The sequence below is a fragment of the Bacillus sp. NS1 genome (genome assembly GCF_058248265.1).
Genome location: NZ_JBZAZF010000003.1, coordinates 326,432 through 352,170 on the forward strand (window position 1 = coordinate 326,432; position 25,739 = coordinate 352,170).

General features: G+C 45.0%; 26 protein-coding genes. 22 read left to right on the forward strand and 4 right to left on the reverse strand.

Features of this window, described 5'->3' with window-relative positions; genetic code table 11:
- Positions 1-95: 95 nt before the first annotated feature.
- From nadB to AC4CV5_RS12070, 6 genes are all read left to right on the forward strand, one after another.
- The gene (gene nadB / locus AC4CV5_RS12045; protein ID WP_222143266.1) at positions 96-1,691 is read left to right on the forward strand and encodes an L-aspartate oxidase; all 1,596 of its coding nucleotides are present in this window, start codon (positions 96-98) and stop codon (positions 1,689-1,691) included.
- Positions 1,645-2,514, forward strand: a complete 870-nt coding sequence (gene nadC / locus AC4CV5_RS12050; protein ID WP_222143265.1) for a carboxylating nicotinate-nucleotide diphosphorylase — start codon at positions 1,645-1,647, stop codon at positions 2,512-2,514. The genes nadB and nadC overlap by 47 nt, the downstream gene beginning before the upstream one ends.
- Positions 2,501-3,607, forward strand: coding sequence for a quinolinate synthase NadA (gene nadA, locus AC4CV5_RS12055; protein ID WP_490922869.1), 1,107 nt, complete (start codon positions 2,501-2,503; stop codon positions 3,605-3,607). The genes nadC and nadA overlap by 14 nt, the downstream gene beginning before the upstream one ends.
- A 115-nt stretch (positions 3,608-3,722) precedes the next feature.
- The gene (gene safA / locus AC4CV5_RS12060; RefSeq protein WP_166850133.1) at positions 3,723-4,877 is read left to right on the forward strand and encodes a spore coat assembly protein SafA; all 1,155 of its coding nucleotides are present in this window, start codon (positions 3,723-3,725) and stop codon (positions 4,875-4,877) included.
- A gap of 147 nt (positions 4,878-5,024) precedes the next feature.
- Positions 5,025-5,627, forward strand: a complete 603-nt coding sequence (gene sgpA, locus AC4CV5_RS12065; RefSeq protein ID WP_166850137.1) for a spore germination protein SgpA — start codon at positions 5,025-5,027, stop codon at positions 5,625-5,627.
- Between the two features lie 105 nt (positions 5,628-5,732).
- Positions 5,733-6,455 (forward strand): YebC/PmpR family DNA-binding transcriptional regulator, encoded by a 723-nt coding sequence (locus tag AC4CV5_RS12070; RefSeq protein WP_166850140.1) that lies wholly within the window; start codon positions 5,733-5,735, stop codon positions 6,453-6,455.
- A gap of 40 nt (positions 6,456-6,495) precedes the next feature.
- On the opposite strand, the gene AC4CV5_RS12075 is transcribed toward AC4CV5_RS12070, so the two are convergent.
- Positions 6,496-7,950: an alanine/glycine:cation symporter family protein gene (locus AC4CV5_RS12075; protein ID WP_490922871.1), complete on the reverse strand. Its 1,455-nt coding sequence runs from the start codon at positions 7,948-7,950 to the stop codon at positions 6,496-6,498.
- 268 nt (positions 7,951-8,218) lie between these two features.
- Here AC4CV5_RS12075 and AC4CV5_RS12080 point away from each other — a divergent pair, with 268 nt between their 5' ends.
- Positions 8,219-8,341, forward strand: a complete 123-nt coding sequence (locus tag AC4CV5_RS12080) for a hypothetical protein (RefSeq protein ID WP_222143262.1) — start codon at positions 8,219-8,221, stop codon at positions 8,339-8,341.
- 45 nt (positions 8,342-8,386) lie between these two features.
- Here the strand turns inward: AC4CV5_RS12080 and AC4CV5_RS12085 are convergent, their stop codons facing one another.
- Positions 8,387-9,034: a phosphotransferase gene (locus tag AC4CV5_RS12085; protein WP_490922873.1), complete on the reverse strand. Its 648-nt coding sequence runs from the start codon at positions 9,032-9,034 to the stop codon at positions 8,387-8,389.
- Between the two features lie 236 nt (positions 9,035-9,270).
- Here AC4CV5_RS12085 and iolG point away from each other — a divergent pair, with 236 nt between their 5' ends.
- The 9 genes from iolG (at position 9,271) to yajC (ending at position 16,730) form a co-directional block, all read left to right on the forward strand.
- Positions 9,271-10,296: an inositol 2-dehydrogenase gene (gene iolG, locus AC4CV5_RS12090; RefSeq protein ID WP_490922874.1), complete on the forward strand. Its 1,026-nt coding sequence runs from the start codon at positions 9,271-9,273 to the stop codon at positions 10,294-10,296.
- Between the two features lie 79 nt (positions 10,297-10,375).
- Positions 10,376-11,683, forward strand: a complete 1,308-nt coding sequence (locus AC4CV5_RS12095; protein WP_222143260.1) for an MFS transporter — start codon at positions 10,376-10,378, stop codon at positions 11,681-11,683.
- A gap of 47 nt (positions 11,684-11,730) precedes the next feature.
- Positions 11,731-12,243 (forward strand): sporulation cell-cell signaling protein BofC, encoded by a 513-nt coding sequence (gene bofC, locus AC4CV5_RS12100; RefSeq protein WP_166850151.1) that lies wholly within the window; start codon positions 11,731-11,733, stop codon positions 12,241-12,243.
- Positions 12,244-12,380: 137 nt separating this feature from the next.
- Positions 12,381-12,986, forward strand: a complete 606-nt coding sequence (gene ruvA / locus AC4CV5_RS12105; protein WP_166850153.1) for a Holliday junction branch migration protein RuvA — start codon at positions 12,381-12,383, stop codon at positions 12,984-12,986.
- A gap of 10 nt (positions 12,987-12,996) precedes the next feature.
- Positions 12,997-14,001, forward strand: coding sequence for a Holliday junction branch migration DNA helicase RuvB (gene ruvB / locus AC4CV5_RS12110; protein ID WP_019259052.1), 1,005 nt, complete (start codon positions 12,997-12,999; stop codon positions 13,999-14,001).
- On the forward strand, positions 13,994-14,194 hold the full coding sequence (locus tag AC4CV5_RS12115) for a DUF2905 domain-containing protein (protein WP_166850155.1): 201 nt from the start codon (positions 13,994-13,996) through the stop codon (positions 14,192-14,194). Before ruvB ends, AC4CV5_RS12115 begins: the two co-directional genes overlap by 8 nt.
- 28 nt (positions 14,195-14,222) lie before the next feature.
- Positions 14,223-15,251: a tRNA preQ1(34) S-adenosylmethionine ribosyltransferase-isomerase QueA gene (gene queA, locus AC4CV5_RS12120; protein ID WP_166850157.1), complete on the forward strand. Its 1,029-nt coding sequence runs from the start codon at positions 14,223-14,225 to the stop codon at positions 15,249-15,251.
- Between the two features lie 26 nt (positions 15,252-15,277).
- On the forward strand, positions 15,278-16,423 hold the full coding sequence (gene tgt / locus AC4CV5_RS12125; protein WP_490922877.1) for a tRNA guanosine(34) transglycosylase Tgt: 1,146 nt from the start codon (positions 15,278-15,280) through the stop codon (positions 16,421-16,423).
- A gap of 40 nt (positions 16,424-16,463) precedes the next feature.
- A complete protein-coding gene (gene yajC / locus AC4CV5_RS12130) occupies positions 16,464-16,730 on the forward strand; it encodes a preprotein translocase subunit YajC (RefSeq protein WP_003222677.1) in 267 nt (88 codons plus the stop codon).
- A 52-nt stretch (positions 16,731-16,782) separates the two neighbouring features.
- Here the strand turns inward: yajC and AC4CV5_RS12135 are convergent, their stop codons facing one another.
- Positions 16,783-17,172: a TIGR04086 family membrane protein gene (locus tag AC4CV5_RS12135; RefSeq protein WP_166850161.1), complete on the reverse strand. Its 390-nt coding sequence runs from the start codon at positions 17,170-17,172 to the stop codon at positions 16,783-16,785.
- Between the two features lie 197 nt (positions 17,173-17,369).
- On the opposite strand from AC4CV5_RS12135, the gene AC4CV5_RS12140 reads away from it, so the two are divergent.
- Entirely contained in the window at positions 17,370-18,026 is a 657-nt protein-coding gene (locus AC4CV5_RS12140; RefSeq protein WP_166854617.1) for a DUF421 domain-containing protein, read from the forward strand.
- Positions 18,027-18,029: 3 nt separating this feature from the next.
- Here the strand turns inward: AC4CV5_RS12140 and spoVB are convergent, their stop codons facing one another.
- Entirely contained in the window at positions 18,030-19,586 is a 1,557-nt protein-coding gene (gene spoVB / locus AC4CV5_RS12145) for a stage V sporulation protein B (protein ID WP_326221346.1), read from the reverse strand.
- Positions 19,587-19,700: 114 nt separating this feature from the next.
- Here spoVB and comN point away from each other — a divergent pair, with 114 nt between their 5' ends.
- The 5 genes from comN to recJ all read left to right on the forward strand — a co-directional run bounded on the left by comN (position 19,701) and on the right by recJ (position 25,739).
- Entirely contained in the window at positions 19,701-19,997 is a 297-nt protein-coding gene (gene comN, locus AC4CV5_RS12150) for a post-transcriptional regulator ComN (protein WP_003222684.1), read from the forward strand.
- Positions 19,998-20,035: 38 nt separating this feature from the next.
- The gene (gene secDF / locus AC4CV5_RS12155) at positions 20,036-22,249 is read left to right on the forward strand and encodes a protein translocase subunit SecDF (protein ID WP_373923722.1); all 2,214 of its coding nucleotides are present in this window, start codon (positions 20,036-20,038) and stop codon (positions 22,247-22,249) included.
- Between the two features lie 155 nt (positions 22,250-22,404).
- Positions 22,405-22,902, forward strand: a complete 498-nt coding sequence (locus AC4CV5_RS12160) for a cation:proton antiporter regulatory subunit (RefSeq protein WP_490922879.1) — start codon at positions 22,405-22,407, stop codon at positions 22,900-22,902.
- 77 nt (positions 22,903-22,979) lie between these two features.
- Complete coding sequence (locus tag AC4CV5_RS12165) at positions 22,980-23,312, forward strand: LapA family protein (protein ID WP_490922881.1); 333 nt, start codon at positions 22,980-22,982, stop codon at positions 23,310-23,312.
- Positions 23,313-23,378: 66 nt separating this feature from the next.
- The gene (recJ, locus tag AC4CV5_RS12170; RefSeq protein WP_166850171.1) at positions 23,379-25,739 is read left to right on the forward strand and encodes a single-stranded-DNA-specific exonuclease RecJ; all 2,361 of its coding nucleotides are present in this window, start codon (positions 23,379-23,381) and stop codon (positions 25,737-25,739) included.

Consider the following 25,739-nt stretch of genomic DNA (forward strand, 5'->3'; position numbering starts at 1 on the left):
TCCTCCATCCGTTCTCCATAAAAAACTCTTGAGTTTATTTTATCCTTGTGTAAATATAGGTGTCAAGACAGGTGTAAACGACAGGAGGGTGGCATATGTCTAAAAAGACGATTGCAGTCATCGGTTCAGGGGCGGCGGCACTTTCTTTAGCGTCAGCTTTCCCGCCCTCATACAAAGTGACTGTCATCACAAAAAAAAGCGTCAAAAATAGCAACTCTGTCTATGCGCAAGGCGGGATTGCTGCGGCGTATGCAAAAGGTGACTCGATTGAAGCCCATCTGGAGGATACGTTATATGCAGGATGCGGACATAACGATCTAGCTATTGCAGCAGACGTTTTACATGATGGAAAAATCATGATTCAAAGCCTATTGGAGAGTGAATTTCCATTCGACTGCAATGAACAGGGCGATGTTTGTCTTGGCAGAGAAGGAGCCCACTCATACAACCGCATTTTCCATGCGGGCGGAGACGCAACCGGCAGACTGCTTGTTGATTATTTGCTGAAACAGATCGACAGCAAAATCGAGTTAATCGAGCATGAAACAGCAGCTGATTTGCTTGTTGAGAATGGGCGCTGTATCGGCGTCATGACAAAAGACAGCCAGGGACAGATCAAGGTAAGACACGCGGATGAAGTTGTGCTGGCGGCTGGCGGCTGCGGCAGCCTGTTTCTTCATCATACGAATGATCCATCTGTCACAGGTGACGGCCTTTCTTTAGCTTACCGGGCCGGAGCGGAATTAACTGATTTAGAGTTTACTCAGTTTCACCCGACACTACTTGTGAAAAACGGTGTTACATGCGGCCTTGTTTCAGAAGCTGTCAGAGGGGAAGGCGGATATTTAGTAGACGAAAACGGCCGCCGGATTATGGCTGGACGGCATTCTTTAGGTGACTTGGCTCCAAGGGATATTGTCTCACGGGTTATTCATGAAGAAATGGTAAAAGGAAACCGCGTTTATATCGACTGCAGTGCGATTTCTGATTTCGAAGCACGTTTCCCTACCATCACCGCTATTTGTGAAAAAGCAGGAGTTGATCTCCAAAACGGAAAAATACCTGTTGCCCCGGGTATGCACTTCTTAATGGGAGGTGTTTCAGTTAATCACTGGGGGGAAACGACAGTGCCGGGTCTTTATGCAATTGGCGAGACCGCATGTACCGGTTTACATGGAGCAAATCGGCTTGCGAGCAATTCCTTATTGGAGGCGCTGGTGTTTGGAAAAAGAGCAGCTGAGCATATTATGCAAAAACCGGTTTATAACAGGCAATATCAATCATTATCAGAAATCAGCGTAACCTACGAGGTGCCGAATACAGAGCTGTATGAATTGCAAAGCAGAATGACAAGCCACATGTCTATATTGAGGAAACAAGGCAGTCTGATTGAGCTGAGCAACTGGCTTCATATGCTGCCTTTTCAGGAAGTGAATGTGAAGGATATCACAATACCTCAGCTGGAGCTTTCTCATTTATGGCAGGCGGCAAAGCTGATGACATCTTCTGCGCTTTTGCGGGAGGAAAGCAGAGGGGCTCACTTCCGCACCGATTTTCCTCAAGCTGATGTGCGCTGGCAAGGAAGACAAATTGTCCATACAAAAAAAGGAACGAAGATTAGAAAAAACGAGGGGATTTGGAAAAATGAATCATTTACAGCTGAAAAAATTGCTGAATCACTTTTTTCTTGAGGATATAGGCATGGGGGATCTTACATCACAGTCTATCTTTGGAGAACAGAGCTGTGCAGCGGAGATTGTTGCAAAGTCAGACGGCATCTTTGCTGGAGCTGCAGTGATAAAAGAAGGCTTTACTTTATTAGATGAAAATGTTCAAACCATTTTACACAAAACAGATGGGGACATTTTGCGAAAAGGTGAAGTGATTGCCGTATTACGCGGTCCTGCGGCAGCGCTTCTTTCGGGAGAGCGGGTCGTATTAAATCTTATTCAGAGGCTGTCAGGAATTGCGACGATGACAAGGGAGGCTGTTCGTAGGCTGGATGATGAACAGATTAAAATTTGTGACACGAGAAAAACAACACCGGGGCTGAGAATGCTGGAAAAGTATGCTGTCAGAGCGGGTGGCGGGTATAATCATCGATTCGGCTTGTATGACGGCGTCATGATTAAAGACAATCATATTGCAGCATGCGGCTCTATTTTAGAAGCATGCCAAAAAGCGCGTCAGGCCGTCGGCCATATGGTAAATATTGAGGTGGAAATTGAAACGGAGGAACAGCTCCGGGAAGCAATTGAAGCAGGCGCAGATGTTATTATGTTTGACAATTGCCCGCCTGATAAGGTCTGTCATTTTGCGAATCTCACACCGAACCATATAAAAACTGAAGCTTCGGGCGGGATTACGTTAGAATCTTTGGCTGCTTTTAAAGGGACGGGCGTGAATTATATTTCATTAGGGTTTCTGACTCATTCCGTCAAAAGTTTAGATATCAGTATGGATGTTACATTATCAAATGAATCTGTGGAGGAATGCCGTTATGTCAATTCTTGATATGATAAAACAATCGAATGATATGATGCCTGAAGGTTATAAAGAAATATCGAGAAAGGACATGGAAACGCGTGTTGCAGCCATTAAGAAAAAGTTCGGCAGCAGGCTCTTTATACCAGGCCATCATTATCAAAAAGATGAAGTGATACAATTTGCTGACCAAACAGGCGATTCCCTGCAGCTGGCCCAAATTGCGGAAAAAAACAAAGAAGCGGATTATATTGTTTTTTGCGGCGTGCACTTTATGGCAGAGACCGCTGATATGCTGACAGGAGAAGAACAAACAGTCATCCTGCCTGATATGAGAGCAGGATGTTCTATGGCCGACATGGCTGACATGCAGCAGACCAATAGGGCGTGGGAGAAGCTTCAGCATATATTTGGAGATACGATCATACCTTTAACTTATGTGAACTCCACTGCGGAGATCAAGGCTTTCGTCGGTAAGCATGGCGGAGCGACTGTAACTTCTTCGAATGCGAAAAAAGTGCTTGAGTGGGCGTTTACACAGAAAAAACGAATTTTATTTTTGCCTGATCAGCATTTAGGGAGAAATACGGCATATGATCTGGGTATCGCACTTGAGGATATGGCTGTGTGGGATCCGATGAAAGATGAATTAGTGACTGAATTTGATCATAAGAATGTGAAAGTAATTTTGTGGAAAGGGCATTGCTCTGTTCACGAAAAATTCACCGCGAAAAATATCCAAGATGTAAGGGACCGTGATCCTGACATTCGGATCATTGTGCATCCGGAATGCTCACATGAAGTCGTGATGCTAAGTGACGACAGCGGATCAACAAAATATATTATCGATACAATCAACCAGGCTCCGGCGGGAAGCAAGTGGGCAATCGGAACAGAAATGAATCTTGTCCAGCGGATCATTCACGATCACCCTGATAAACAAATCGAATCACTCAATCCTGATATGTGCCCGTGTCTGACAATGAATCGAATCGATTTGCCGCATTTACTGTGGTCTTTGGAACAAATAGAAAAAGGAGAACCTTCAGGCGTGATCAAGGTGCCAAAAGCCATTCAGCAAGATGCCCTCCTTGCCCTGAATCGAATGCTTTCGATCACGTAAATCAGAAATATTTCCCCTCCTGTACTCATAACTTCTTTTGTTCAGGCATATGTTGTGAAGAAACATATTGTAATCACAGCTGAACTGTTCACGTTTTGCATAGGAGGGGAAAACGTTGAAAATCCATATCGTTCAAAAAGGCGATTCGCTCTTGAAAATAGCTGAAAAGTACGGAGTTGATATTGAGGAAGTGAAGAAGCTTAATACACAGCTCAGCAATCCAGACTTAATCATGCCTGGAATGAAAATAAAAGTGCCGTCTGAAGGTGTCCCGGTCAGAAAAGAGCCAAAAGCGGGCAAAAGTCCGGCGGCCGGGAGTGTGAAGCAAGATCATCCATATGCGAAAGAGAAGCCTAAATCCGTTGTCGACGTAGAAGACACAAAGCCGAAAGAAAAGAAGTCTATGCCGTATGTCCCGCCGATGCCTAATCTGCAGGAAAATGTGTATCCCGAAGCTGATGTGAACGATTATTATGATATGAAACAGCTTTTCCAGCCTTGGTCGCCTCCTAAACCGGAGGAGCCGAAAAAACATCATGACGGAAATATGGATCATATGTATCACATGCAAGACCAAGATCAATTTCCACAACAGGAGGCTATGAGTAATATGGAAAATGCAAATTATCCGAATATGCCTAATATGCCAAAGGCGCCAGAGGTAGGCGGTATGGAAGAAGAAAACGTTCATCATACAGTCCCGAATATGCCGGCTGTTCAGCCTTTCCATCATTATCCGGCTCATTTCGTGCCATGTCCGGTTCCTGTTTCACCAATTCTTCCAGGGTCAGGATTATGCTACCCGTACTTTCCACATGCTTACCCAATGTATCCGCAGCATGGATACCAGCCAAGCTTTGTGTCGCCTCAGTATGATCCGGGTCAGTATGAAAACCAGCATCATGAAAACAGCCATCACGGACATTTCGGTTCATACGGAGCGCCTCAATACGCATCTCCGGCTTATGGATCTCCGTATGGACATATGCCGTATGGCCCTTATGGCACTCCACAAGTGATGGGTGCATACCAGCCGGCAGCGGCCCCAGGATACATGCCGTACAAAGGCCATGACGACTGCGGCTGTGACGATGATCATCAGCCATATTTTTCCGCACCTGGCTATTCGGGACTCGGAGCTTATGGAACCCCTAATATGCCTTACGGCGGAGCGAATCCAAATCCATATGCGGCCGGAGTTTCTATGCCAATGGCGAATCAGCCTTCTGTAAACCAAATGTTTGGCCGGCCGGAAGAAGAAAATGAGTGATTGTTCGGAACGATGTAAATCGTTCCTTTTTTTGTTTCGGCGCAGATTACCGCCAAATGGACAGAACTGACACGCTTAACATGCCCCTCGGACGCACATGATAAAAACGAGCAAACATGCTCAATTTGTCTACGGGGGGTTTTTCCATTGGGTAAAAAAGTGATGATCGCTAGCTTGATTTTAATGACAGCCGGCTTAACAGCATGCGGAGCAAACGATAATGCTATGAATGATACGCGCAATAACGGCAATACCCGTCCAATCGGATATTATACAAATGAAAATGACGCTGACAGACAGGGAGAAGGAATTGTCGACAATGACGGACCTGTTACTGAATTAATGGAGGACCAAAACGACGGTAACCGAAACACCACGAATGTAAATGACCGTCGTGACCGTGTTACTGCTGACGACCGCGTTCCTTTGGCAACTGACGGAACATATAACAACACGAATAACAGAAACATGAATCGAAACGCGACGAACAACGGATATGACAACCAAGAAAACAGAAGACTGGCAGCTAAAATTGCCAACCGTGTGAAGCAAGTGAAAAATGTTAATGACACACAAGTGATGGTAACGGACGACCGAGTAGTCGTCGCCGTCAGAAGCCACAGCGATTTCACAAAGTCCGACAGGGATAATGTCGCAAAAGCCGCACGCAACTATGCGAATGGCCGTGACGTTCAAGTGTCCACAGATAAAGGGCTGTTCACAAGACTTCATAAAATGAACGCTCGCTAAGGATGAAAGGCTGCCGGAAGTGATATTCGGCAGCCTTTTTCTTTGCATCAGTGAACAATACAGATTAAAGTGTACATAGAAAATTCGTAAAAAGAAGGTGAAAACATGGCAGGCCATTCTAAGTGGAAAAACATACAAAAAAGAAAAAATGCGCAGGATGCAAAGCGCGGGAAAATATTTATGAAGCTTGCGAAAGAAATCTATGTGGCAGCGAAAGAAGGTGGAGCTGATCCAGAAGCAAATTCAGCATTGCGTCTTGTCATCGAAAAAGCAAAAGGCGCCAATATGCCGAATGACAATATAGACCGTGCCATTAAAAAAGCAGCGGGGAGCCTGGATGGAAGCAGCTATGAGGAAATCACCTATGAAGGCTACGGCCCATCAGGGATTGCCGTGATGGTTGAATGTGTAACAGATAACAAAAACCGAACGGCGTCAAATGTGCGGACAGCATTTAATAAAAATGGCGGAAGTCTGGGAGAAAGCGGATGTGTAGCCTTTTTATTTGAACGGAAGGGATTCATTGCAATCGACCGTACAGAACGGCAAATAGAAGAAGATGAGCTCATGCTTGATGTGCTGGAAGCAGGGGGAGAAGAGCTGCAGACTGAGGAAGACCAATATGAGGTAATAACAGAGCCCGAGCGTTTTGAAGAGGTAAAAACAGCTCTCGAATCGAATTATCCAATTTCTTCGGCAGAGGTGACCATGCTTCCGAAAACCTATGCAGATGCCGATGATCAGGCTGTTGAGAAGCTGGAAAAATTGATCGACATCCTTGAGGGTGACGATGATGTCCAAGAAGTGTATACCAATTATCGCTTATAAAAAACCGGCACGATGTCATATCGGGCCGGTTTTTTTATATTCAAGAGACACGCTCATTTTCCCGTGTGTATTCTTTCTCCCAGAATTCAGCGTTTTTAATGCCTAGCGCTTTCGGATCAAAGACCGGGTCTAAGCCCTGCTTCCTTTGGCGCTCGTAATCCTTTAACGCGAGAAGCGCCGGTTTGGCAAGCAGCACAATCGCAATGACGTTCAGCCATACCATAATGCCAAGTCCTGCATCGCCTAATGCCCAAGCAAGAGAAGCGGTTTTCACAGTTCCATAGAACGTCGCGGCTAAAATAATCACTTTTAAGACAAGCATTGCCCATTTGCTTTCTCTGCCTAGGGCTAAATAGGCGATATTTGTTTCTGCGATATAGTAATACGCCATAATTGTTGTAAATGCGAAGAAGAATAAAGCGATGGCAACAAAGCCTGCACCGAATCCGGGAAGAACGTTGTCAATGGCCGCTTGAGTGAAACCGGGCCCCGCCTCTACGCCTTTAAGTTGATGAACGATAAAGGAACCATCTGCAGCCTGGGTATTGTACATGCCGGTAAACAAGATCATGAAAGCTGTAGCGGAACATACAAATAGCGTGTCGATATAAACAGAAAATGCCTGAACCAGCCCCTGCTTGACCGGATGAGAAACTTCTGCAGCGGCTGCTGGATGGGGGCCTGTTCCCTGTCCGGCTTCGTTTGAGTAAATGCCTCGTTTGACCCCCCAGGAAATCGCCATGCCGATCAGGCCGCCAAAAGCGGAATCTAAAGCAAAAGCGCTTTTGAAAATCAATGAGATCACAGCAGGCAATTCAGAAACATTCATGGCAATAATGATCAAAGACAGCAGGATATAGCCAATGGCCATAAACGGAACAATCATTTGCGCGGCACTGGCAATTCGTTTGACGCCGCCAAAAATAATGAACCCTAATAATAAAACGAGAACACAGCCTGTAATGGCAGGAGAGATGCCGAATGCATTTTTGACGCCAGCCGCAATGGAGTTGGACTGCACGCCCGGCATCAGAAGGGCCATTGAAATGAGGGCGGCTGCGGCAAATAAGACGGCAAACCACTTAATGCCTAAGCCTTTTTCTATATAATAAGCCGGGCCACCCCGATATTGTCCGCCTTGTTTCACTTTGTAAATTTGGGCAAGAGTTGACTCAACAAAGGCGCTCGCCGCACCGATAAAGGCAATCGCCCACATCCAGAACACCGCACCGGGTCCGCCGAATGCAATTGCTGTCGCCACACCCGCAATGTTTCCTGTCCCCACTCGTCCGGACAGTGCAATCGATAACGCTTGAAAAGAAGAGACACCGGCTTCAGAGCTCTTTCCTTTGAACATCAAAACAATCATTTCTTTCAAATGTCTGACTTGTAAAAAGCGGGTCAAAATAGAAAAAATTAATCCAATTCCCAATAAAATATAAATAACGGGGGTACTCCATAAGACCTCGTTTAAACTAGTAACAAAATCTGCCATCAAGCTTCCTCCTCACTTCATTTCGATTACATGTATAAAAATATTTTGGGCTAATCGAACTATTTCTACAATCGATCTGTCACATTATATGACCGGTAAGTATCAATAAGAAGAGGAAGGGAAAAAGAAAAAACGCCGCGTATTGATTACGCTGCGCTTTTCAGCGTTGCACCATATAGCAGGTTCATACTATCTTTACATTTCCTTAAAATTCACTCAATAAAGCGGTGGTATGATGAAATAAAATAAAGGGTGAGGGGAGACAGAGATGGAAAAAACGTATTGTCATTCCAGCGAGAAAGGCTCAGAAGCGGTCTACTTAACTGTGAGAGGCTATCGAATTAAGCTGTCGCCTCAACAAATGAAGCTGATTTCTGCCATCAGAAAGTAAATATATATGGATGAAGGCAGCCGCGTGTGCGGCTGCCTTTTTGATTTAAGAATATTTTCTTTTCCGCTGTGCGAAATGCCTTTGGAACCAATCTTTCTTATATAAAAATGCGATGATCTCCAGCCAAAAACCCGGAATCTTTTTGGGGAATATCGGTTTTTTGTAGAGTGCATGATACGCTGATTTTAAATCGTCCCACTGGGTGCACGTTTTTGTCTGTTCGAATCTTGCAACATCAATCACCCGCACTGCCCCGGATTCTGTCAGAATCAGATTGCGCAAATGAATGTCTGACGGATTCAAGCCGGCTTTACGGGCGTCAGAAAGTGCTTCTTCAACTTGCTGAATCATGCCATCACTGATCGCAATGCCTTTCTTTAGGCAGTTATAAAAGGTTTCGCCTTTAATATATTCCATAAGAATAAATGAATCACCAGTTTCATAAATGTCAGGATAGAAAGCGGAACCAGCTAATTTTTCATAGATCGCGGCTTCTTTGACGGCTGTCGCTTGATACTCCGGAAAAAATACTTTCAGCGCCATTTTTCGATCGCCTTCTGTTAAAGCAAACACATAGGCGCTTCTTCCCTTGCCGATTAGTGTTAATTCCTCAGGTTTTTCTTTGACTTTATCAAATCTGCTGTTCTTGCGGTATATGACTGAATGGGCCAGTGCCTCTGCTTTTGTCAGCATTTCATTCACCTTCTTTGCTCTATTTTATGCAGTTGTTTATAGGAAAATCATAAACTGTTCAGGAAAAAGAGCCTAATTCTAGTGTATCTGGTCTTGAAGAAGAAGGCTACCTATAAGCATTAATTGTGATAAAAGAGACATAGAGCGATCATTTCCATTCTTGAAAAGCGCTTACAAATGGGATAGTATTAATTTAAAATAAAGCGCTTTCGTGAATGTTCAAGGGGGAACAAGCCATGACAAAACAGATTGTGACAGGGATTATCGGTGCAGGGCGCATCGGCAAACTTCATGTTCAAAATATACGCCGGATTCCTCATATGAAAATAAAAGCAGTCTCTGATATTCAGGCAAGCCGTATAAAAAGCTGGGCTGACAGTCACCAGATTGAATACATAACCTCTGATTATCGCGATTTATTACACGACCCGGATATTGACGCTGTTTTTATTTGCTCACCGACAGCCGTACATGCACAGATGATCAGAGAAGCAGCCGAGGCGAAAAAGCATATTTTTTGTGAGAAGCCCGTCAGTTTCTCTCTGAATGAAACAAAAGAAGCGCTTGCGGCCGTCCGGAAACACGGGGTTGCACTCCAAGTCGGATTCAACCGCCGTTTTGATCCTCATTTTAAGAAAATCAAAACAATTGTTGAAAATGGTGAAATCGGTACGCCTCATTTATTAAAAATCACGTCGCGGGACCCAGAGCCCCCGAATATAGATTATGTACGTACTTCAGGCGGCTTGTTTATGGATATGTCGATCCAAGACTTTGATATGGCCAGGTATATTATGGGAAGCGAAGTGACCGAAGTGTATGCAAAAGGGGCAGCTTTGGTGAATCCTTCTTTTGCTGAGCTGGGTGATATTGATACGGCTGTCATTACACTGACTTTTGAAAACGGTGCCATGGCTGTGATTGACAACAGCCGCCAAGCTGTGTACGGATATGACCAGCGGGTCGAGGTTTTTGGGACGAAAGGCTCTGCAGCAGCGGACAACAGCAGGCCGACGACGGTCGAAGTGTCAACTGCTGATTTTGTGATGAAGGATAAACCGCATTTCTTTTTCCTTGAACGCTATAAGGATGCGTATGAGGAGGAGATTCTTCGGTTTGCAGAAGCGATCGACACCAACCGGGAAACTGCTTGCACCGGCAATGACGGTTTTCAGGCGGAACGGATTGCCAGAGCGGCACAGCAATCGCTTGCTTTTGGCATGCCTGTCAGTATTGAGCATACTGAAAAAGTCGCTTTTTGATTAAACAGGATTACAATTCAGTAAGCTTGGGTATAGAACCTCCATTGATACTTTAGAAAAAAAGTAGGCGGTGGAGAAAATGAATACAGCACATGCTAAAGGAAATGTTTTGAATAAAATCGGAATTCCTTCTCACATGGTTTGGGGTTATATTGGCGTTGTCATCTTTATGATTGGAGACGGGCTCGAACAAGGCTGGCTGTCTCCTTTTCTCGTTGATCATGGTCTCAGCATGCAGCAATCCGCATCGCTTTTTACCATATACGGCATTGCTGTCACCATTTCGGCTTGGCTTTCAGGCACGTTTGTCCAAACTTGGGGGCCGAGAAAAACGATGACTGTCGGCTTGCTTGCATTTATCCTCGGTTCAGTCGCTTTTATCGGCTGGGCGATTCCTCATATGCATTATCCGGCTCTCTTAGGCAGCTATGCACTTAGAGGCTTGGGATATCCGCTGTTTGCGTACTCTTTTCTTGTGTGGGTGTCATACAGCACCTCTCAAAAGCTTCTTGGAAAGGCCGTCGGCTGGTTTTGGTTTATGTTTACCTGCGGCCTTAGCGTGCTCGGTCCGTTCTATTCCAGCTATGCGGTTCCGGCCTTTGGAGAAATCAATACGCTTTGGAGCGCTTTACTGTTTGTAGCAGCAGGCGGACTCCTCGCCCTATTTTTTAACAAAGATAAATTTACACAGGTACAAAAACAAGATCAGCCAAAATGGAAAGAACTGTCGAAGGCGTTTACAATTATGTTTGAAAATCCTAAAGTCGGCATTGGCGGAGTTGTCAAGACGATTAATGCCTTAGGACAATTCGGATTTGCCATTTTTCTCCCGACCTATCTAGCGCGTTACGGGTATTCCGTTTCGGAATGGCTGCAAATATGGGGGACGCTGTTTTTTGTTAATATTGTGTTTAATATCATTTTTGGCGCAGTCGGAGATAAACTGGGCTGGCGCACTACCGTGATGTGGTTTGGCGGTGTCGGGTGCGGTATTTTTACGCTGGCGCTTTACTACACGCCTCAGTTGATCGGGCATCAGTATTGGGTGCTGATGATTATCGCCTGCTGTTACGGTGCTGCATTGGCTGGCTACGTGCCATTAAGCGCGCTTTTGCCAACGCTTGCACCTGATAATAAAGGCGCTGCCATGTCAGTGTTGAATCTGGGATCTGGTTTATGTGCGTTTATCGCGCCGGGCATCGTAAGTCTTTTCATTGGACCGCTCGGTGCAGGCGGTGTCATATGGATCTTTGCGGCATTGTATTTTTTCAGCGCTTTTCTGACACAATTCTTGACCATTTCTGAGAAAAGCGCTGATGTGTATACGGAGGAACGGCTTGTCAGAGAAAACGTGCAAACAAATTTCGAGAGAACGGTTAAGCTGTAGCCTCTTTGGTCAAACTAGTCATAAACGTGTGCAAAGAGGTGTAGAGGGTGAAACGATTTAGCACGGCGTATCTTTTGCTGGGCATTCTTTGCTCAGCCGCAGCTTTTCTGATAGTTGCTTCTCCCCGCGCGCTTGGGGCGGAAGTGGAGCACTATGAACCGCTGCAGGTGCATGTGCAGCTTGAGAAGGTGTATTTGGACGGCGATGTCAGCATTGAGCATAAACGTGAAAAAGTGCTTTCTATGGATGATTTTTGGGCAACTTATGCCGGCTGGACGCTTGTCGAACAAAAAAAGGGATATGTGCTCTTCCGAAAGCAAATGGACGATATTTCTCCGCTCAGTAAGGTGAACGGTTATATCGGTGTATCGGATAATGGAGTGATTTCCACTTTTCACGGCCGGCCTGAGTCAGCTTCCGAACCGATTCAGTCTTTTTTTCAAATTGATCTAGAAAGGCTGGAAAGCCATATGCAAAAAAATCTGCTGAAAGGCATTCCATTTCGGACAAAAGCGGAGTTTGAGGATGTCATAGAACACATAAAGACATACAGCGGGTAACGTCCGCTGATTGAAGACATGTATTCATGTCTTTTTTTTCGTGGAAGAATGAGAGAGAAGCGAACGTATGTTAACTTTTCTATAAGACTTTGGCTGTTTTTATGGTACAATGAAGAACAGTCAAAGAGGTGAATTGCGTGATTGAATTTGTTAAAGGGACGATTGATTATGTATCTCCCCAATATATTGTGATAGAGAACGGCGGCATTGGATATCAGATTTTCACGCCGAATCCGTTTATATATAAGGAGAGAAACCAAGAAACGATTTTTACGTACCATCATATTAGAGAGGATGCTTTTTCGCTCTACGGTTTTTCAACAAGAGAGGAGAAGGCGCTCTTTACAAAACTGTTAAACGTGACCGGTATCGGTCCGAAAGGCGCACTCGCCATCTTGGGCTCGGGTGATCCGGGAGCGGTAATCCAAGCGATTGAAAATGAGGATGAAGCCTTTTTGGTCAAGTTTCCTGGTGTAGGAAAGAAAACCGCACGTCAGATTATTCTTGACTTAAAAGGAAAGCTCGCTGATGTTGTGCCTGAAATGATTGAAAATCTGTTTAATCATGAAGAAAGGCTTGAAAAGCAAACAGCAGAAACGGCCCTCGAAGAAGCGCTTGAGGCCCTCAGGGTTCTTGGATATGCTGAAAAAGAAATCAAAAAGGTGCTTCCTCACCTGAAAGAAGATATTGGGCTGACAACAGACCAATACGTGAAAAAAGCATTACAAAAACTATTGAAGTAAGGTGATGTTCATGGATGAACGGCTCGTCTCAAGTGAAGCAGACAACCATGAATCAGTGATAGAGCAAAGCCTGAGGCCGCAAAATTTGGCGCAGTATATCGGTCAGCATAAGGTGAAAGAAAATTTGCGCGTGTTTATAGATGCGGCAAAAATGAGACAGGAGACGCTTGATCATGTTCTTCTGTACGGGCCGCCCGGACTTGGAAAAACGACGCTTGCTTCCATCGTTGCCAATGAAATGGGAGTTGAATTGCGTACGACATCTGGGCCTGCGATTGAAAGACCCGGTGATTTGGCTGCCATATTAACAGCGCTTGAGCCGGGAGATGTGTTATTTATTGATGAAATACATAGACTGCACAGATCGATTGAAGAGGTGCTTTATCCTGCAATGGAAGACTTTTGTCTGGATATAGTGATTGGGAAAGGCCCTTCTGCCCGCTCGGTCCGGCTTGATCTTCCGCCTTTTACGCTGGTAGGCGCCACGACAAGGGTAGGGCTTTTGACGGCGCCGTTAAGAGATCGATTCGGCGTAATGTCGCGCCTTGAGTACTATACGCAAGAAGAGCTGGCGGACATTGTCACAAGAACTGCTGATGTATTCGAGGTTGAAATCGATAAACCGTCTGCTCTCGAAATCGCGAGGAGATCGAGAGGGACGCCCCGCGTAGCGAACCGCCTGCTGAGAAGGGTCCGGGATTTCGCCCAGGTGCTGGGTGACAGCCGGATCACGGAAGAGATTTCGCAGGATGCGCTGGAGCGGCTGCAGGTTGACCGTCTCGGTTTGGATCATATTGATCACAAGCTGCTGATGGGCATGATCGAAAAATTTAACGGCGGCCCGGTGGGTCTTGATACCATTTCAGCCACGATCGGCGAAGAACCGCATACGATTGAGGACGTGTACGAACCGTACCTCCTGCAAATCGGATTTATCCAAAGAACGCCGCGGGGAAGGATCGTGACACCGGCCGTTTATCATCATTTCCAAATGGAGGCTCCCCGGTATGACTGAATTCCCTAAGATCATTATGATTCTTGGTGCTGTTTTGCTTATCATCGGAGCAGTGTTGCATTTTGTCGGCAAGATGCCGGGAGATATTTTTGTGAAAAGAGGGAATGTTACATTTTTCTTCCCGGTTGTCACTTGTATCATCATAAGTGTGGTATTATCAATTTTGCTTAATCTTTTCGGAAGAATGAAATAACAAAAGACTAGAATAAAGGTGAAATCTCATGAAAGTCGATTTATTTGATTTTGAACTACCGGAACGTTTAATTGCACAAGTGCCGTTGGAGCAGCGTGATGCTTCAAGGCTGATGGTGCTTGATAAACATACAGGAGAGCTGACTGACAGCTCGTTTAAACACATTATCAGCTTCTTTAAAGAAGGAGATTGTCTTGTACTAAACAATACCCGCGTGCTGCCTGCGCGGCTATTCGGCACAAAAGAGGATACCGGCGCGAAAGTGGAATTGCTTTTGCTGAAACAGGAAGCTGGTGACAGGTGGGAAACACTTGCCAAACCGGCGAAACGGGTAAAAAAAGGAACCGTTGTGACATTTGGAGACGGAAGATTGAAGGCTGTCTGCACGGAAGAACTTGAGCATGGCGGCAGAAAAATGGAGTTCCAGTATGACGGTATTTTTTACGAAGTGCTGGAATCCCTTGGAGAGATGCCGCTCCCGCCATATATTAAAGAACAGCTTGATGACAGAGAGCGCTACCAGACCGTGTATTCTAAAGAAATCGGCTCTGCGGCCGCGCCTACTGCTGGCCTTCACTTCACTGAAGAAATCTTGCAGCAATTGAAAGACAAAGGTGTGCAGATTGAGTTCATCACTCTGCACGTAGGCCTTGGAACGTTTCGCCCTGTGAGTGCCGATGATGTTGAAGAGCATAATATGCATGCAGAGTTTTATCAAATGTCAGAAGAAACAGCTGCAGCCTTAAACAAAGTAAGGGAAAATGGCGGCCGGATTATTTCTGTCGGCACGACATCGACACGCACGCTTGAAACGATTGCCGGGGAACATGACGGGAAATTTAAAGCATCAAGCGGCTGGACATCTATTTTTATTTATCCGGGCTATGAATTTAAAGCCATTGACGGAATGATCACAAACTTCCATTTGCCGAAATCGTCATTGATTATGCTGGTCAGTGCGCTTGCGGGAAGAGAAAACGTTCTGCGCGCTTATCATCATGCAGTGGAAGAGGAATACCGTTTCTTCAGCTTCGGAGACGCGATGCTGATTCTATAATTTAAGAACAGGAGGCCTCACCAAAAGTGGCTGAACAACCAATACGCTATGAATTTATAAAAGAATGCAAACAAACAGGGGCGCGGCTGGGAAAAGTGCATACTCCTCACGGCTCCTTTGACACACCAGTTTTTATGCCGGTCGGCACACTGGCGACAGTCAAAACAATGTCACCTGAAGAACTGAAAGCAATGGATGCGGGCATCATTTTAAGCAACACTTATCACCTATGGCTCCGTCCGGGTCACGATATTGTCAAAGAAGCGGGCGGGCTCCATAAATTTATGAACTGGGACCGCGCGATTTTAACAGATTCAGGCGGTTTTCAGGTCTTTTCTCTAAGCAAGTTTCGTAATATAGAGGAAGAGGGCGTTCATTTCCGCAATCACTTAAATGGAGACAAGCTGTTTTTATCTCCGGAAAAAGCGATGGAGATCCAAAACGCACTCGGCTCTGATATTATGATGGCATTTGACGAATGCCCGCCATATCCGGCAGAGTACGATTATATGAAGCGGTCAGTAGAACGGACAAGCCGCTGGGCGGAACGCTGCCTGAATGCCCACAACCGTCAGGATGAACAAGGGCTGTTTGGCATTGTACAAGGCGGAGAATATGAAGATCTGCGCACGCAAAGTGCGAAGGACTTGATTTCCCTTGATTTTCCGGGATATGCTATAGGCGGATTATCTGTCGGTGAACCGAAGGATGTCATGAACCGTGTACTAGAGTTTACAACACCGCTTTTGCCGAAGGATAAACCGAGATATCTGATGGGCGTCGGTTCTCCGGACGCGCTGATTGACGGAGCGATCCGCGGGGTCGACATGTTTGACTGTGTACTGCCGACCCGGATTGCAAGAAACGGCACAGTGTTTACAGCTGAAGGCCGTCTCAATATGAAAAATGCGAAATTTGAAAGAGACTTCCGTCCGATTGATAAAGAGTGTGATTGCTATACATGTAAAAACTACACTCGCGCGTATATCAGACACTTGATCCGCTGCAATGAAACATTTGGCCTTCGATTAACAACTTACCATAACCTTCATTTTCTGTTACACTTAATGGAGCAGGTAAGACAGGCTATTCGCGAGGATCGTCTGGGTGATTTCCGAGAAGAGTTCTTTGAGCGTTACGGCTACAACAAGCCAAATGCGAAAAGCTTCTAAATAAAAATAAATAACAGGCTTACAGAAAGGGGTGAAAATGATGACTGGCACTTTAGGTACATTGGTTCCTATTATTTTAATGTTTGCGGTCCTATACTTCTTGCTGATTCGTCCTCAGCAAAAACAGCAAAAGGCAGTACGCCGAATGCAGGAGGAACTGAAAAAAGGCGATTCAGTAGTGACAATCGGGGGATTGCACGGTACTGTTGACTCTATCGACGAAAGCAAAGTCGTAATTAAGACTGGTGAAAACACACGTCTTACATTCGACCGCCGTGCGATCAGAGAAGTTTCTGCTGCTGAATAACAGCAGGAGCTATACATAGCAAACAAAAAAGAGCGGGTGAACCCGCTCTTTTTTATGTGGAAGACCTGTTTCCCCTCAGGTTCACGCCGAAAATCCCGCCAAGCATGCACACCCCTAAAAATCCAAGATGAAAGAGCAGCTGCTCCGCTGTAAATGTCTTTCCGAATCCTAAATACTGAAACAATAAAATAATCAGAGAAAAGCTTAAGGCAGTCAATGCCCCGATCATCCAGCCTCTTTCCTTCCCTTTCCCGCCAGAAATGAACCCGCCGATGAATAAAGATAGAAATGATACAGCTGTGATCAGCCAGTTGAATGATGACTCTTCCAGCGAGGTTGCCGTCAGTAAAAGAGAAACGGCTAAACTCGTCAGGAGCATGGCTGAGAATATGGCGATTAAGCCGTAAAGAATGCCTTTTCCAACTTGTTTTGTTTCCTCCATGAATGTCTCCTCTCTGCCTATATTAAAAGGCTTCTGTTCTTTTTGAACCAAGCCGCCAGACATGCTGATGGCTCGTCTTTGTAAAAATGTATTCCCCTATCCTATGAATTAGACGTAAAAGCTTTATGAAATACGTTAGGTTTTCGTTACATAAATTGTTCGTTTTGTTGCATCCTATGATGAGTTGGAGGTGCATGATGGAAGAGCTTCTCACTATTACGTTTCGCACAATCATATTGTATTTTGTGATATTGATCATTTTTCGTTTCATGGGCAAACGGGAGATCGGGGAGCTTAGTATTTTAGATCTCGTTGTCTTTATCATGATGGCTGAAATTGCTGTTTTAGCAATAGAAAACGTAGATGATCATCTATTCCACACCATTTTGCCAATGCTTGTATTAATGATCATCCAAGTGACTTTCGCATACTTTTCTTTAAAAAACCGAAAAGTCCGCCAGCTTCTTGACGGAAAGCCGACCATTATTATTAAATATGGGAAAATTGACGAAGACGCCATGAAATCACAGCGTTATAATTTTGATGATTTAATGGTTCAGCTCAGAGAAAATAATATCGACAGAGTAGCTGATGTTTCATTTGCCATTTTAGAGCCGTCAGGCAAACTGACTGTTGTAAAGAAAGAAAACAACGGAGAGCACCGGCAGCTCGAAATGCCGCTTATCATAGACGGATCTATTCAAACAGAAAACCTGTCCAGAATCGGCAAAGACAAACATTGGCTGCTTGAAAAATTAAAAAAACACGGATATGCGAATCCTTCAGACATTTCATTTTGTTCGTTTACTGACGATGAGTTATTTATTGATGAGAAAGATGGGCACCGCACGTGACCTTTAGCGGACGATCAGACGTCCGATAATAGGAATGCGGCGAAGCTCATCTTTTTTAATTAAACGGAAAGCGAGCAGGAGGATGATATAGATGGCAGTACTTATCGTAATCCATCCAGCGACATTCACAGCCTCGGACGATCCAAAGCTTACATATTGTTTGATGGCGGAGCTGATGAATCCGCAAATTACTATAACAGCAAAGCTGAGCGCGTACTCCTTGATTTTGATACTGATCGGCAGCACCTTGCTTACGGTTGCCGCGTGCAAAAGCGTAACGAGCACCATGCCTGTCACAATGGCTAATGCCGCCCCCATAATGCCAAGAGACGGTCTGGTGGCAAGGACGAAAATAAGGCCTGTTTTAACAAGTGCTCCGATTAAGCTGTTCATCATCGCAGCCCCCGCTAAATTAAGCGCCTGCAGCACAGCTTGAAGAGGGCCTTGGAAATAATAAAGCAGAAAAAACGGGGCCATCACTTTTATGAATACAGCTGCGCCAGAGGAACCGTACATCACCCTCATCAGCTCATCCGCAAATACAAATAAAATGACAACTGAAATGCCTCCGCTGAGCAGGCAAAGACGCATGGCCTGTTCCAAGCGGTATTCCACCACCTGCAGTTTTTTCTGCTCCATTCCTTCACTGATCGCAGGAACAAGCGCGGTCGACAAAGAATATGTAATAAAGCTGGGCAGAGTCAGCAGCGTCATGGCAAAGCCGGTCAGCTCCCCGTATTGCTTTGTGGCGGCAACTGTCGCTACACCGGCGATAGCAAGGCTTTGAGCGACGACAATCGGCTCGAAAAACCAAGAAAGGTTGCCAATAAAGCGGCTCCCGGTCGTTGGAAGGGACACACTCATTAATTGGGAAAATGTTTGTTTTCCGTTTTTAATCGATTGGAAAAAGTGCTTTCTGATTTTAATTGTCTTTTTATATTTAAAACAAACAAATAAATACAGGAGTGACGCCAGCTCCCCTGCGACTGAGGATAGCATTGCCCCCGCTGCGGCATATTCAATTCCGTAAGGGAGAAAAATCGTTGTACAGAGAGCGACGAGTGAAATGCGGACGACCTGCTCAAGAACCTGGGACACAGCAAGCGGGTTCATATTCTGTTTTCCTTGAAAGTATCCCCTCAGCACACTTGATATAGCGATAATCGGCACAACCGGCGTAATGGCCAGGAGCGGGTACAGTGTTCTCTTATCTGTCAGCATCGTTTCAGCCATAACCGGGGCGAAAAACAGAAACAGCGGTGTAAAGATCAGGCTGAGCACTCCTGTGATGGTAAGAGACATGACTAAAATATTTTTTGTTTTTTGATGATCTCCGCGCGCGCTGGCTTCAGCGACAAGCTTGCTGATCGCGACCGGCAGACCGAATTGAGTTAATGTAGTGGCCAAGAAGAAGGTAGGCGCCGCCATCATGTAAAGCCCGACTCCTTCTTCACCGATAAAACGGGCGATAACCACCCGGTTGACAAACCCGAGCATTCTTGTAACCATTCCTGCTGCGATCAGAATAAGAGTGCCCCTTAAAAACGTCTGTTTCGCCATTTTTACCCCCTGCCTTCTCAAACTACCTGTAATCATATACAATAAAGATATGCGTATATATCGTCCAAGCATGACAAGTCTTCTTGAAAAACAATAAAAAGGAGCGTGGAATTCATGGAGAAGCATCCTGCTGATCTATATAAAGACCACGTCAGGCCGTTTCTTTACAGCAAACTGGAAGAGTTTAAGATTCTAGGGTATGATGATGTTGAACTCGAAAGTTTGTGGTCATACTTAACAGGCAAGAAGTGGAAAAAGAAAACGGAACTGCACATCTATGAAATGACGAGTGATATTTTATCAGTGAAAATTGGCGAATTTATGAACTATGCAACTGTTGAGTCATTTAAAACGTCTAATTGGCTGGGCAGTGAAGAAGGCCAGGAAGCATTGGAAGAACTGCTGAGATAGCAGGTTGATTCGCACAGGTTTAAGGGAGGATATACATAATGAAAAAAGGACGCTTGATTGCGTTTTTCCTTCTCGTTTTATTGATCGGCACGGGCTTGGGCTACTTTACGAAGCCTGCCGCGAACAATATTACGTTAGGATTGGATTTGCAAGGCGGATTTGAGGTGCTGTATGATGTACAGCCTGTAAAAAAAGGTGACAAAATCACAAAAGACGTTCTGGTCAGCACAGTAGAGGCGTTGAACCGCAGGGCCAATGTTCTCGGTGTCAGCGAACCGAACATCCAAATTGAAGGAGATAACCGGATTCGCGTACAGCTCGCTGGGGTGACAAACCAAAACAGAGCGCGTGAAATCTTGGCCACTGAAGCGCAGCTTTCTTTCAGGGATACAAATGATAAGGAATTGCTGAATGGCTCTGACCTCGTCGAAAACGGGGCTAAACAAACATATGACGCCAAAACAAATGAGCCGATTGTCAGTATTAAACTGAAGGATGCTGATAAATTCGGCGAAGTGACCAAGAAGGTCATGAAAATGGCGCCAAATAACCAGCTTGTCATTTGGATGGATTACGAAAAAGGGGACTCCTTTAAAAAAGAAGTTCAAAAAGAACATCCTAAATATGTATCAGCTCCAAATGTAAGTCAGGAATTAAACACAACAGACGTTACAATTGAAGGACAGTTTACTGTTCAAGAAGCAAAAGATTTAGCCAGCATTTTAAACGCCGGCGCGCTTCCTGTGAAACTGACTGAAAAATACTCAACTTCAGTAGGTGCACAATTCGGCCAGCAGGCGCTCCATGATACGGTGTTTGCCGGTATTGTCGGTATCGCAATTATTTTCTTATTTATGCTTTTCTATTACCGCCTGCCGGGATTTATTGCGGTGATTACGCTATCGGTTTATATCTACATTACACTTCAAGTCTTTGACTGGATGAATGCTGTACTCACGCTTCCGGGAATTGCAGCGCTCATTTTAGGTGTCGGGATGGCTGTCGATGCCAACATCATCACCTATGAGCGGATTAAAGAAGAGCTCAAGCTAGGAAAATCAGTCCGCTCTGCCTTCCGTTCAGGAAACAGACGGTCATTCGCAACGATTCTTGATGCGAATGTTACAACGATTATTGCTGCTGTTGTACTCTTCATCTTTGGGACAAGCTCTGTTAAAGGGTTTGCAACGATGCTGATTCTGTCGATTTTGACAAGCTTTATCACTGCCGTTTTCTTATCAAGATTTCTTCTCGCTCTTCTTGTGGAAAGCAGATGGCTTGATCGGAAAAAAGGCTGGTTTGGCGTCAACAAGAAACACATTATGAATATTCAGGATACAGATGAAAATACAGAGCCGCATACGTTGTTCCAAAAATGGGATTTCACGAGCAAACGCAAGTATTTCTTTATCTTCTCAAGTGCAATCACAATTGCCGGGGTTATTATCCTGCTTGTATTTAAGCTGAATCTGGGCATTGACTTTGCGAGCGGTGCACGGATTGAAGTCCAAAGTGATCATAAGCTGACGACAGAGCAGGTGGAGAAAGATTTTGAATCACTTGGCATGGACCCTGACACCATTGTTCTGTCAGGCGAAAAGAAAAATATCGGTGTTGCCCGTTTTGTTGGAGTGCCAGACAAAGAAACGATTGCCAAAGTAAAAACGCACTTTAAAGACAAATACGGGACAGAGCCAAATGTCAGCACAGTTTCACCGACAGTCGGTAAAGAGCTGGCAAGAAATGCTCTGTACGCACTTGCTATCGCTTCTATCGGAATCATTATTTACGTTTCAATCCGATTCGAATATAGAATGGCGATCGCCGCAATAGCTTCACTGCTATATGACGCATTCTTTATCGTCACGGTTTTCAGTATTACAAGGCTGGAGATAGATGTTACATTCATCGCCGCTATACTGACGATTATCGGGTATTCGATTAACGATACAATCGTTACATTTGACAGGATTCGCGAGCATATGAAGAAGCGCAAGCCGAAAACATTTGCCGACCTCAACCATATTGTAAACCTGAGCCTGCAGCAAACCTTTACACGATCAATTAACACTGTATTAACTGTCGTGATTGTTGTAGTGACACTGCTCATCTTTGGGGCATCTTCGATTACAAACTTCTCAGTCGCTTTGTTGGTCGGGCTGTTAACAGGCGTTTATTCCTCTCTCTACATTGCTGCACAAATTTGGCTTGTATGGAAAGGGAAAGAACTGAAAAAAGATTCAGTGCAATAAAAAATGTCAGGCTGTCCTTTGCGGGCAGCCTGTTTTTTAAGTTTCGTTGAACTTAAAATAGACATTTGCTATAATGACATACGCTTACATTTACACATATAAATGGTGTTAAGAGTGTTTGTGACTGGTTTTCAGATATGTAGGAGGGTTTATATATGAGGGTTCGCGAATCGGAGCTGCCGGGCATAGGGCATAAAGTCGAAATCGTTACTAGAAACCGCGATAAAATATCAATTATCATTCATCATGACGGCCGGAGAGAGTTGTACTATTTTGATGAAAACGATCATGAAGAATGTGTTGCCTCCGTGCAGTTTGATGACGCTGAAGCAAGGCAGATTTCTGCAATTCTCGGCGGAATGGCATATAAACCAAAAGCATTAGAAAGGGTCGAGGCAGCACTTGATGATTTAATCATAGAGTGGTGTAAAGCAGAGACGGGAGCGCCTGCCATTCATCATACAATTGGTGACTTGGATGCGAGGCAGGAATACCATGTGACGGTCATTGCGATTATTAAGAAGAATCAGGATAAACAACTTAATCCGGGATCTGAAACAGTCATTGATGAAGGCGATACACTTGTAATTTCCGGTGATGGACATGGACTGAAGAGACTGATCCGGGAAAAATTAACCGCAAACATGGCTTGACCGAGTGTCAAGCCATGTTTAAAACCAGTCCTGACAGGGAAAGTTACCTCAGGTAAATAAACTTTGGGGGAAAGAGAATGAACAAACAATGGACAATAATATTCGCACTTATTTTCACCTTAATTGTCGCTATTTTTGCAGTTATTAATGTAAGGGCCGTAGAAGTTGATTACCTGTTTGGCAGATCGGAGTGGCCGCTCATTCTAGTCATTTTAGGCTCAGTTTTAATGGGCGCGCTGATCGTATTTTCTGCCGGTATTTTTCAGGTGATGAAATTAAAACGGGAAATAAAAGCGTTGCGGAAAGAAAACAACACAACACAAGAGACGATACATAAACAAGAAGATACACTGTATGCTAAACAGAATGACATACAGGATACATCAACCGGACTTGAGAAAAAAGACTAGTTTTCGAATAATATTTGAAACCCCTCAGCCTGCTCTAGTATAATAGGGTGGTTGAGGGGTGAATTTATGTTAGCGTCAAAAATGCGATGGGAAATCCAGCGACCAGATCAGGATAAGGTCAAATCACTCACAGAACAATTGCATATAACACCTCTTGTTGCGTCCCTGCTTGTAAAAAGAGGCTTTGATACGGCAGAAAGCGCAAGGCTGTTTTTACATACAAAGGATGCCGATTTTTATGATCCTTTCGAAATGAAGGGCATGAAAGAAGCGGCAGATCGAATAAAACAGGCGATTTCACAACAAGAACAGATTATGATATATGGCGATTATGACGCCGATGGAGTTACCAGTACGTCAGTGATGCTCCACACGCTGCAAAAGCTGTCGGCTCAAGTTGATTTTTATATACCTGACCGCTTTAAAGAAGGATATGGCCCTAATGAACAGGCGTTTCGTTTGATTAAAGAACGGGGCTTCTCTCTGATTATTACGGTTGATACAGGAATTGCCGCTGTGCATGAAGCGAAGGTGGCAAAGGAACTCGGATTGGATGTCATTATTACCGATCACCATGAACCGGGACCGGAGCTTCCGGATGTCCATGCGATCGTGCATCCGAAGCAGCCCGGCTGCACCTACCCATTTAAAGAACTTGCCGGAGTCGGAGTCGCGTTTAAGCTTGCCCACGCTTTATTGGGCGAACTCCCAGATGAAGTGCTTGACTTGGCGGCAATCGGCACCATTGCCGATCTTGTCCCGTTGCATGACGAAAACAGATTAATTGCAACACTAGGACTTGAAAAACTTCGTCGGACGAATCGGCTGGGCTTAAAAGAGCTGATCAAGCTGTCAGGCGGAGACATCGGAGAAGCGAACGAAGAAACTGTCGGGTTCCAGATAGCACCAAGGCTGAATGCCGTCGGACGGATCGAACAGGCAGATCCCGCTGTTCATTTGCTCATGTCAGAGGATTCGTTTGAAGCGGAAGGGCTAGCCACTGAAATTGACCAGCTGAACAAAGAGCGCCAAAAAATGGTCAGCAAAATGACGGATGAAGCGATTGAAATGGTTGAACAGCAAGGTCTCGATCAAACTGCAATCGTCGTGGCCAAAGCCGGGTGGAATCCAGGAGTCGTCGGGATTGTGGCTTCAAAGCTTGTGGAGCGTTTCTACCGCCCGGCCATTGTGCTTGGCATTGATGAAGAAAAAGGGATCGCTAAAGGCTCGGCCCGAAGCATCAGAGGTTTTAATTTATTCGAGAGCCTTTCTGAATGCAGAGATATTCTTCCTCATTTCGGCGGCCATCCAATGGCGGCTGGGATGACGCTGAATGCTGAAGATGTGCCGGATTTGCGTAACAGGCTGAATGAAATAGCAGACAATACGCTGACGGAAGAGGATTTTATTCCTGTTCAGGAAGTCGATCTCGTCTGCGGTGTCGAGGACATTACGGTTGAAAGCATCACAGAAATGAACCTGCTGTCCCCGTTTGGCATGCTGAACCCGAAACCGCACGTTCTCGTAGAAAACGCTGTGCTGGAAGATGTCCGCAAGATCGGCGCTAATAAAAATCATGTAAAAATGACGGTCAGAAACGAGTCGTCTCAGCTTGATTGCGTCGGTTTTAATAAAGGTGAGCTCGAAGAAAGCATCGTCCCGGGTTCAAAAATTTCAATTGTCGGTGAGATGTCTATCAACGAATGGAACAATAGAAAAAAACCGCAGCTAATGATTAAGGATGCCGCTGTTTCTGAATGGCAGCTGTTTGATTTAAGGGGAAAACGGATGTGGGAAGACACAGTTTCCGTGCTTCCATCTGCTAAACGGGCCATTGTCTCTTTCAAAGAAGACTCAACAACACTTCTTCAGACTGAAGACCTTCGCCGTGAAGTGCACGTCATCAGCTCTGAAGATCAAGCGAAGGCGTTTGACCTCGATGGTGCATATATTGTATTACTGGATCCGCCGCCTTCCTTGGACATGCTTGCACGATTGCTGGAAGGCAAGACGCCTGAGCGGATATATTTCATTTTTCTCAATCAAGAGGACCACTTTTTATCAACATTTCCCGCAAGAGACCACTTTAAATGGTATTATGCGTTCTTGCTGAAAAGAGGCGCTTTTGACGTAAAAAAACACGGTTCAGAGCTAGCGAGACATAAAGGCTGGTCCGTTGAAACAATCAATTTCATGACAAAGGTGTTTTTTGATCTAGGTTTTGTTAAAATAGAGAATGGTGTGCTGTCTGTGGTTAGCGGAGTAAAGAAACGCGACTTAACAGACTCACAAACATATCAGGCGAAACAGCAGCTGATGGAACTGGATCAAAAGCTGAATTATTCTTCTGCTGAAGAGCTGAAGGAATGGCTGAATAAGCTGATGAAACAAGATTCAGAGGCTTATGAAAGTACGAGGAGGACATAA

Bases quoted from the DNA above. Each gene is read 5' to 3' on its own strand.
- nadC (WP_222143265.1), top strand. From the start codon at position 1,645: ATGAATCATTTACAGCTGAAAAAATTGCTGAATCACTTTTTTCTTGAG.
- AC4CV5_RS12115 (WP_166850155.1), top strand. From the start codon at position 13,994: ATGACTGAATTCCCTAAGATCATTATGATTCTTGGTGCTGTTTTGCTT.
- AC4CV5_RS12165 (WP_490922881.1), top strand. From the start codon at position 22,980: ATGAACAAACAATGGACAATAATATTCGCACTTATTTTCACCTTAATT.
- AC4CV5_RS12070 (WP_166850140.1), top strand. From the start codon at position 5,733: ATGGCAGGCCATTCTAAGTGGAAAAACATACAAAAAAGAAAAAATGCG.
- ruvB (WP_019259052.1), top strand. From the start codon at position 12,997: ATGGATGAACGGCTCGTCTCAAGTGAAGCAGACAACCATGAATCAGTG.
- comN (WP_003222684.1), top strand. From the start codon at position 19,701: ATGGAGAAGCATCCTGCTGATCTATATAAAGACCACGTCAGGCCGTTT.
- AC4CV5_RS12080 (WP_222143262.1), top strand. From the start codon at position 8,219: ATGGAAAAAACGTATTGTCATTCCAGCGAGAAAGGCTCAGAAGCGGTC.
- AC4CV5_RS12095 (WP_222143260.1), top strand. From the start codon at position 10,376: ATGAATACAGCACATGCTAAAGGAAATGTTTTGAATAAAATCGGAATT.
- iolG (WP_490922874.1), top strand. From the start codon at position 9,271: ATGACAAAACAGATTGTGACAGGGATTATCGGTGCAGGGCGCATCGGC.
- secDF (WP_373923722.1), top strand. From the start codon at position 20,036: ATGAAAAAAGGACGCTTGATTGCGTTTTTCCTTCTCGTTTTATTGATC.
- spoVB (WP_326221346.1), bottom strand. From the start codon at position 19,586: ATGGCGAAACAGACGTTTTTAAGGGGCACTCTTATTCTGATCGCAGCA.
- AC4CV5_RS12135 (WP_166850161.1), bottom strand. From the start codon at position 17,172: ATGGAGGAAACAAAACAAGTTGGAAAAGGCATTCTTTACGGCTTAATC.
- queA (WP_166850157.1), top strand. From the start codon at position 14,223: ATGAAAGTCGATTTATTTGATTTTGAACTACCGGAACGTTTAATTGCA.
- AC4CV5_RS12085 (WP_490922873.1), bottom strand. From the start codon at position 9,034: ATGCTGACAAAAGCAGAGGCACTGGCCCATTCAGTCATATACCGCAAG.
- AC4CV5_RS12075 (WP_490922871.1), bottom strand. From the start codon at position 7,950: ATGGCAGATTTTGTTACTAGTTTAAACGAGGTCTTATGGAGTACCCCC.
- nadB (WP_222143266.1), top strand. From the start codon at position 96: ATGTCTAAAAAGACGATTGCAGTCATCGGTTCAGGGGCGGCGGCACTT.
- nadA (WP_490922869.1), top strand. From the start codon at position 2,501: ATGTCAATTCTTGATATGATAAAACAATCGAATGATATGATGCCTGAA.
- AC4CV5_RS12160 (WP_490922879.1), top strand. From the start codon at position 22,405: ATGAGGGTTCGCGAATCGGAGCTGCCGGGCATAGGGCATAAAGTCGAA.
- yajC (WP_003222677.1), top strand. From the start codon at position 16,464: ATGACTGGCACTTTAGGTACATTGGTTCCTATTATTTTAATGTTTGCG.
- recJ (WP_166850171.1), top strand. From the start codon at position 23,379: ATGTTAGCGTCAAAAATGCGATGGGAAATCCAGCGACCAGATCAGGAT.
- AC4CV5_RS12140 (WP_166854617.1), top strand. From the start codon at position 17,370: ATGGAAGAGCTTCTCACTATTACGTTTCGCACAATCATATTGTATTTT.